The following is a 6,116-nucleotide window of genomic DNA, read 5'->3' as shown; positions in this document are numbered from 1 at the left end:
CCCCGCAGCCTCCAGCTTCGCCAGTCGCGCGGTCAGCCCGCCCGAGGTTACCATCATCGACGCATACATTTCGGTTGGCCGCATCCGGTAGGGCGGCCCCGAACGGCGAAGCGTCGCGAGGACGTCGAACGTCCCGCCGTCGAGGCCATGCTCGTGCATCACCTTCAGAATCGGTGGCCGCATCCGCCCGATAATTCGCAACATCCGTCCCAGCATCGCCATCCCGCGCGTGTCGAGATCGGGCAGTTCGCGCGCCCAGTCCGCCCGGAAACGGTCAACATCGTCAATATCCTGCATTGGTCCCTCGAATTATCTTGACGGTAAGATATTTATCTTTATGTAAAGATATATCTGGAAGGCGGAGATGGCAACACCCATCGGGTTCAGCCCGCTCCTAGACCGGAAAATTGCAGGAGAAGCCGCGATGGACATCCCCTTTTCGACGATCGGGCTCGATCATATCGTGCTGCGCGTGACCGATCTCGATCGCATGCTCGCTTTTTATCGCGACGTACTCGGCTGCAGCGACGAGCGTTCCGATCCCGAATACGGCCTGTTCCAGCTGCGCGCGGGGCATTCGCTGATCGATCTTGTAACGATCGACGGAAAGCTCGGCGCAGCCGGCGGCTCGGCGCCGGGCGTGGAAGGCCGCAACCTCGATCATTTCGCGCTCGCCATCGATCGTTTCGACGAACCCGCGATCCGTGATCATCTTGCGCTTCATGGCGTCGTCGTCGAACAATCGGGTATCCGTTATGGCGCGAAGGGCGAAGGCCCGTCGCTCTATTTTCGCGACCCCGAAGGCAATCTTGTCGAACTCAAGGGAACAGGGAGAAAGGCATCATGAACAGCAAAGCGATGACCCGGACCGGATGGGTCCTCACCGGCCTTTACGCGCTCTTCATGCTTGGCGCATCGGTCACGCCCAAGTTGCTGCAAATGCCCGTCGCCGAGGAAACGATGGCGCAACTCGGCTGGCCCGCCGGCTATGCGTTGATGATCGGGGTGATCGAACTGACGCTGGTTATCCTCTACCTGATCCCGCGCACGAGTGTGCTCGGCGCCATCCTGACCATGGCGTTGCTCGGCGGCGCGATGGCGACGCAGATCCGCGCCGGAAGCCCGCTTTTCAGCCATATCCTCTTCAGCCTGTATCTGGGGCTGTTCATGTGGGGCGGGCTGTGGCTGCGCCACCCGCGGCTTCGCGCGATCTTCCCGTTCGACCGATCAGCACCCGCGGCTGAATGAGCATAAACCGGGAGAAGGGCGGCTTTCCCGTTGGAAGGTCGCCTTTTTCGGGTATCGATCGCCTTGCTGGGGCCTTGGAGATGTGAGAGACCGTCGCCGGCCGAACGGGAGAGCGCCGCGCGATGGGAAAACCGCCTGTGACCATGCCGGGAAAGCGCCTCGTCCTGTTGCTCGACGGCACGTGGAACAACTCTGAAGACAATACCAGCGTCTGGCGGCTGAGCCAGCTCGTCGCGCCGAAGGATGCGGCCGGCGTTCCCCAGCTATGTTACTATACCGCCGGGGTCGGCACGCCGCGCGGCGAGAAAATTCGCGGCGGCATCCTCGGCCACGGGCTCGATCGCGATATCATCGGCGCCTATCGCTGGCTGATGGGGCATTATGACCGAGGCGACCAGATCTTCCTCTTCGGCTTCAGCCGCGGCGCCTTCACCGCGCGCAGCGTCGCGGGAATGATCGCACGTTGCGGGCTTCTCCGCCCCGGCTCGCCGCTTTCGGTCGAGGAACTCTACGATCGCTACCGCCTCGACGCCGCCGCGCCCTCCTTCGTCGAACTGCACCAGACGAAGACCCTGCCGCCCGCGGAAAAGCGCCTGCTGCGCCATTCGCGCCGGGTACCGGTCAAGATGATCGGGGTTTGGGACACTGTCGGGTCGCTCGGCATCCCCTTCGGCAACATCCCGGGGCTCAGCCGGCGGCGTTTCGGCTTTCACAACACCCGGCTCTCGGCGATCTACGAACATGCCTATCATGCGCTCGCGCTCGACGAGCATCGCGCGGACTTTGCGCCGACGCTCTGGACACGCTTCACGCCGACGGAGCCCGATCCGCCCGGCAAGCGCCGCGTGCGGCCGACGATCGTCGAGCAGCGCTGGTTTGCCGGTGCACATGCCAATGTCGGCGGCGGGATTGCGGGCGACGACATGCCGCAGCTACCGCTTGCCTGGCTCATGCGGAAGGCTGGCGACCTCGGCCTCGCCTATCGCGGCGAAGTGATACCCACCGGCTATGAAGTCACCGCCCCGATCCACGACAGCTTCAGGCGGTTCCTGCGCGGCCTTTATCCGGTCCTCAAATTCGGGCGCCGGTTTCACCGCCGGATCGCAGCGCCCGCGACGATGGACGACAAGGGATCGTGGCTGACCGTCAACGAGACGATCGACGGCAGCGTCTTCGACCGCTGGCGCAAGGTGCCGGGCTATCGCCCGGTCGATATCGCGCGTTGGGCGACCGAACTGAGAGCCGACCCCTCCAGGCTGCGCGGCACGATCGACGCCCGCACCGGCGCGGCAGTCGAGGCTGTCGCGGTTCCGAAGTCACGAACGAAGCGGAGCATCGACTCGACTTCGCGACAGGCGTAGACTGCCGTCACCGCAATCAATTCAGGAGAAGGACATGCGTCTTTTCCTTTTGGCGAGCCTGCTGCTGATCCCGGCTGCGGTGCGGGCACAAAGCGCCGCGCCCGAGCAGCTTCCCGACGCCTTCATAGCGGCATGGAACGCCCATGATATCGAGGCTTTCAGGAAACTTTATGCACCCGATGCGACGTGGGTGCCGTCGGCCGAGGAGCGTACCGAAGGGCGCGAGGCGATCCTCGGCGAATTTTCCAAGGTCCATCAAGGCAATGGCTGGGCGGTTACGCGAAAGGTCGCGCTGGCGATCAAGGGCAAACCGAAGGTCCGGATGCTGCGTCCCGACGTGGCCGTAATCTTCTTTCGCATGGATTTTCTGGCCGATGGAAAGGTGGCGCCCGATCAGCACCGCACACTGATCCTCGTCGCGGGAAAATCGGGCGACGGATGGCGGATCAGCGCCGGCCAATTGACGAAATAGACGCCGCTGCGCGCAGGAAATGGTCGGGGAGACAGGATTCGAACCTGCGACATCTTGCTCCCAAAGCAAGCGCGCTACCGGGCTGCGCCACTCCCCGACGCTGCGGGCGCCTTAGACAGGCAGCGCGCCCAAGTCTATCCCGCAGATGTCGCGATCAGCCGCGCATAGAAATCGATCATGCGTTTGAAGCTGTCGACGGTCATATGCTCGTTGGTGCCGTGGATCATCGCGGTCTGTTTCAGCGTGAAATGCATCGGCATGAAACGGTACACGTCCTGCGAGATCGGCTCCATGCTGCGGCTGTCGGTCGCCGCGACGACCAGATAGGGCGCGACGACGGCATCGGGCGCATCGGCGCGCGCTGCAGCGACGACATATTTCCAGCCCGGTGAGCTGCTCGAGGACACGCGCGAGGGCTCGTTCGGGGGCTTGACCCAGCTGAGTTCGACCGAGGCATCGCCGACGGCGGCTTTCGCCCGCGCCATGACGTCGGCCGAGCTGTTCCAGGGCGCGATGCGATAGTTGATCAGTGCGGTGGCCGATTGCGGCAGCACATTTTCCTTGGGGCTTCCTTGCAGCATCGTGGGGGCGATCGTCGTGTGGAACGCCGCTGCCGAAGAGGGCGACGCCGAAAGCTCGCCCCGCAGCACGGGCCCGAGCAGCCACTGGTTGGCGACCGCCATCTTGGTTACACCGCCCTTGTGCGCCGCCAGCGCCTCGACCATCGCCGCCCCGGGGCCGCGCATTTCGATCGGGAACGGCTTTTCGGTGATCGCGAGCACCGCCCGCGCGAGCGTCGTCACGCCCGTTTCGGCGGGCGGCATCGAGCTATGCCCGCCGGGCGCCCTGGCGGTGACCTTCAGCGTCGCATAGCCTTTCTCGGCGACGCCGATCAGGATCGCGGGACCGTCGATCACGGGGGTATCGTTGAGAACCACACTGCCCTCGTCGAGCGTGAACAGCGCCTTGACGCCTTCGGCCTTCAACTTTGCGGCGGCGGCGACGGCGCCTGATCCGCCCGCTTCCTCGTCGTGCCCCGAGACGAGATAAATGCTGCGTTTCGGTGTAAAGCCCTGACGGGCCAGCGCCTCCATCGCCTCGAACAGGCCGACGAGCGATCCCTTGTCGTCGACGGTACCGCGGCCCCACACCGCCTGTTCGGCGATCGTCCCGGCGAAGGGCGGGTATTTCCAGTCGCCTTCGGTACCTTCGGTGACCGGCACGACGTCCTGGTGCGCCATGACGATGATCGGCGCGAGCGACGCGTCGGAGCCCGGCCAACGATAGATGAGCGTCCGGTTCGGCAGGATGGTGCGCGTCATCGCGCGATGCGTCGCCGGATAGGTTGTCGCAAGCCAGGCGTGCAGCCGGTCCCATTCGGCAACCTCGTTTTCGGCGGGATCCTGGTGCGAAATCGTCCTGATCTGCGCTGCCGCGCTGAGGTGCGCGACCGCGGCATCCAGATCATAGCCTGGTGCCGCAGCGAGACGGATATCGCTGCCGTCGGCGATGTCCCTGGGCGCGAAAGTTGCGGTCCGTACCGCGACCGTCCCTGCCAGAACCGCAACGATCGCAAGACCGCCCAGCAAGATCGTCCGCCGTTTCCCCATGTCCCTCTCCTTCTCGTCGGCGCGCAATGGACCGCGTTCGGTTGCAATTTGCAAGGGAAATGCTGGCATTGCGAAAGCGCGGCCAATTAAGCGCCTGTTCACCGGCGCGCAGAATTTTCCGGTCATTGCCTCTGTGGAGATTGTCCATGCGCCTGCCGGTATTTGCCGCGCTCCTGCTGATGCCGCTCGGCGCCGCGGCCCAGTTCGTGCCGCGCACCTCGCCCGGCAGCGACTGGGCGCCCGGCATGTCGGATATGGGAACGCTGCCCGGCGGCCCGACCTTCGGCCACGATCTCCTCGAAACCCGCGAGCGCATCGATCGCGGGCGCGCCGATGGCGAATTGTCGAAACCCGAAGCGCGCGCGCTGCGCCGCGAGGCGCGTCAGATATCGAGCCTTGCCGAGCGCTATGGCCGCGACGGGTTGTCGGCATCCGAACAGCGCGAACTCGACATGCGGGTGCGGGCGCTTCAGGGCCTCGCCGCGGCGCAGCGCGCGGCGAAGCCGCCCTGACGTCCATCCGGTATCGGAAAATGGTGGGCCCGGCAGGACTCGAACCCGCAACCTAGCCGTTATGAGCGGCCAGCTCTAACCGTTGAGCTACAGGCCCCGCCATACGCGGCCCCGCGATAGCGGAGGGATATCGCGGATGGCAAGGCATTACCGCGCGGTATTGCGCACGGCTGTCATCGCCTCGACAAATGCCTCCGCACCGCAGGGCCGGATACCCAGGCGGTGCAACAGGCCGATCACCTCGTCCCACCAGCGGTAAAAGGCCCTGAGATCGGCTGCATCGCGGACATAGTCGGTATGCCCTGGCTCGAGCGACGGCGAATGGAAGGACAGACTGAAGACCTGCAGCCCCTCCCCTGCAAGCACCCGGATCGCCTCTTTTGCCTCTTCGGCCGACACCCCTTCGGGCGTCAGCGGAACGCGTGCGAAAAGGCCTGTACGTGCGAGCAACCCGCGCGTGCGGCGAACTTCGCCCGCCAGCCGGTAAAGCGTGCGCCCCGCGCCGCGCAGCAGCCCCGTATAGGCTGTGGTGAGCGGCAGCTCGAGCAGCGTTCCGCGCGGTCCGCCCCAGAAGGGCACCAGCCCGAAGCGCGTGAAATCGGGCCCGCCCTCGCGCACGTAGCGAAAGCGCGCGCGCACGGACACGTCGAGTCGATAGCCCAGATCTTCGAGGATCGTGGCGCTGTTGGGCCCCACGCCGTAGCGCCCCGCACGATAGGTTTCGGGTCGACGGCCGAATCGCGCGGCGATGTGCTCGGTTAACGCCGCGATCTTCGCGCGTTCAATCGGCTCCGGCAGGTTTCCCGCAAAGCTGTTGGCGGGCGTGAGCGGCTCGGCGAAGGGTGGATTGACCCAGCCATGGAGCTGGGCGCCGATTGCGCACGCCCCCCGCTCCATGGCTGGCCGGAGTATC

The 6,116-nt window shown here is 65.2% G+C and carries 7 protein-coding genes, 2 tRNA genes and 1 pseudogene; 5 read left to right on the top strand and 5 right to left on the bottom strand.

The window, feature by feature from the left end; all coding sequences use genetic code 11:
- Positions 1–297, bottom strand: a pseudogene (locus tag VGD20_RS03850) (MarR family transcriptional regulator); the annotation flags it as partial.
- 67 nt (positions 298–364) lie between these two features.
- On the opposite strand from VGD20_RS03850, the gene VGD20_RS03845 reads away from it, so the two are divergent.
- From VGD20_RS03845 to VGD20_RS03830, 4 genes are all read left to right on the top strand, one after another.
- On the top strand, positions 365–847 hold the full coding sequence (locus tag VGD20_RS03845; protein WP_331133177.1) for a VOC family protein: 483 nt from the start codon (positions 365–367) through the stop codon (positions 845–847).
- The gene (locus VGD20_RS03840; RefSeq protein ID WP_331133176.1) at positions 844–1,248 is read left to right on the top strand and encodes a DoxX family protein; all 405 of its coding nucleotides are present in this window, start codon (positions 844–846) and stop codon (positions 1,246–1,248) included. The genes VGD20_RS03845 and VGD20_RS03840 overlap by 4 nt, the downstream gene beginning before the upstream one ends.
- A 143-nt stretch (positions 1,249–1,391) precedes the next feature.
- Positions 1,392–2,609, top strand: a complete 1,218-nt coding sequence (locus VGD20_RS03835; protein WP_331133178.1) for a DUF2235 domain-containing protein — start codon at positions 1,392–1,394, stop codon at positions 2,607–2,609.
- A 34-nt stretch (positions 2,610–2,643) separates the two neighbouring features.
- On the top strand, positions 2,644–3,081 hold the full coding sequence (locus tag VGD20_RS03830) for an SgcJ/EcaC family oxidoreductase (protein ID WP_331133175.1): 438 nt from the start codon (positions 2,644–2,646) through the stop codon (positions 3,079–3,081).
- A 20-nt stretch (positions 3,082–3,101) separates the two neighbouring features.
- Here VGD20_RS03830 and VGD20_RS03825 read toward each other — a convergent pair.
- Together VGD20_RS03825 and VGD20_RS03820 are read right to left on the bottom strand one after the other, a co-directional pair.
- Positions 3,102–3,178: transfer RNA gene (locus VGD20_RS03825), tRNA-Pro, on the bottom strand.
- Positions 3,179–3,215: 37 nt separating this feature from the next.
- On the bottom strand, positions 3,216–4,691 hold the full coding sequence (locus VGD20_RS03820; RefSeq protein WP_331133174.1) for a M20 family peptidase: 1,476 nt from the start codon (positions 4,689–4,691) through the stop codon (positions 3,216–3,218).
- Between the two features lie 146 nt (positions 4,692–4,837).
- On the opposite strand from VGD20_RS03820, the gene VGD20_RS03815 reads away from it, so the two are divergent.
- Complete coding sequence (locus tag VGD20_RS03815; RefSeq protein WP_331133173.1) at positions 4,838–5,203, top strand: hypothetical protein; 366 nt, start codon at positions 4,838–4,840, stop codon at positions 5,201–5,203.
- A gap of 21 nt (positions 5,204–5,224) precedes the next feature.
- Here the strand turns inward: VGD20_RS03815 and VGD20_RS03810 are convergent.
- Positions 5,225–5,300, bottom strand: a tRNA-Ile gene (locus VGD20_RS03810).
- A gap of 50 nt (positions 5,301–5,350) precedes the next feature.
- Positions 5,351–6,116 (bottom strand): WalW protein (locus tag VGD20_RS03805; RefSeq protein ID WP_331133172.1); only part of this gene is annotated, 766 nt, incomplete at its 5' end.

Source organism: Sphingopyxis sp., assembly GCF_036402335.1.
GTDB lineage: Bacteria > Pseudomonadota > Alphaproteobacteria > Sphingomonadales > Sphingomonadaceae > Sphingopyxis.
The sequence above is the reverse complement of the archived record's forward strand: the minus strand, read 5'-3'. Positions and strand labels throughout refer to the sequence as shown.

Coding starts and splice junctions, on each gene's coding strand:
- VGD20_RS03845 (WP_331133177.1), top strand. CDS start 365: ATGGCAACACCCATCGGGTTCAGCCCGCTCCTAGACCGGAAAATTGCA.
- VGD20_RS03840 (WP_331133176.1), top strand. CDS start 844: ATGAACAGCAAAGCGATGACCCGGACCGGATGGGTCCTCACCGGCCTT.
- VGD20_RS03835 (WP_331133178.1), top strand. CDS start 1,392: ATGCCGGGAAAGCGCCTCGTCCTGTTGCTCGACGGCACGTGGAACAAC.
- VGD20_RS03830 (WP_331133175.1), top strand. CDS start 2,644: ATGCGTCTTTTCCTTTTGGCGAGCCTGCTGCTGATCCCGGCTGCGGTG.
- VGD20_RS03820 (WP_331133174.1), bottom strand. CDS start 4,691: ATGGGGAAACGGCGGACGATCTTGCTGGGCGGTCTTGCGATCGTTGCG.
- VGD20_RS03815 (WP_331133173.1), top strand. CDS start 4,838: ATGCGCCTGCCGGTATTTGCCGCGCTCCTGCTGATGCCGCTCGGCGCC.